The organism is Paracoccus sp. NIOT.M2S5SZ12, from assembly GCF_057748165.1.
In genome coordinates this window covers 1-748 of sequence record NZ_JBYLFR010000067.1, presented here as the reverse complement: position 1 = coordinate 748, position 748 = coordinate 1, and the positions used below count along the sequence as shown (strand labels likewise).

Annotated in this window: 1 tRNA gene and 1 pseudogene; one reads left to right on the top strand and one right to left on the bottom strand. The window is 61.0% G+C overall.

Annotation, left to right across the window (positions count from 1 at the left end):
- A pseudogene (locus tag AC2SGK_RS18315) lies at positions 1–241 on the top strand (integrase core domain-containing protein); the annotation flags it as partial.
- A gap of 388 nt (positions 242–629) precedes the next feature.
- Here AC2SGK_RS18315 and AC2SGK_RS18310 read toward each other — a convergent pair.
- A tRNA-Met gene (locus tag AC2SGK_RS18310) sits at positions 630–706 on the bottom strand.
- Positions 707–748 lie beyond the last annotated feature (42 nt).

Genomic DNA, 748 nt, shown 5'->3' with positions numbered 1-748 from the left:
GAGACGCTGTTCCGCAGCCTGGCCCATGCCCGCGATCTGATCGCGGCCTGGGTCACCGACTACAACACCGCGCGGCCCCACTCGGCCCTCGGCTACCAGCCCCCCCGCAGGCTTTGCTCTGCACCTGACCACCGCAATCGCCCGTCCCGCTGCACGCGATGAGGGTTCCGCGCGCCGGGCGATTGCTCAACCCACGCCGAAAGGCGTAAATCAGCTACCGGCTCCGGTCGCGGCTGGATGAAAGTTCAGTGGCAGGTCAGTACTTTTCAAAGGTTTTCATCCGCGATCACGGTGATCCAGCCACAATGACGCAGCACGGTTTCGGGCGTGTGGTCCACAACGAGAAGCGCGAGTATTGGATGCGGCAGGGGGCCGGGGCGCAGGCTGCCTTCGAGGACGCAATGGTCGCAATCACCGGGGTACGGCCGTGAGCGACACGCCTTCGCCAACAGGAACGTCCCACGAACATCCGGTGTTTCCCGTGTCGCATGTGTGTTGCACGGAGGAATCGGGGGAGTTCGTAAGGGTTTGGAATCTTTGGGGAATGTGTTGTTCTGCTTTGCAACGCAAAAGGCGCCCCGTGGGGCGCCTTGCATCGGCCTAAGCCTTTAATATCGTGGCAGAAAGTCTGGTTGCGGGGGTAGGATTTGAACCTACGACCTTCAGGTTATGAGCCTGACGAGCTACCGGGCTGCTCTACCCCGCGCCATGTGTGTCCTGATCGGGTTTTTTATCGTTTCAGAGAGAT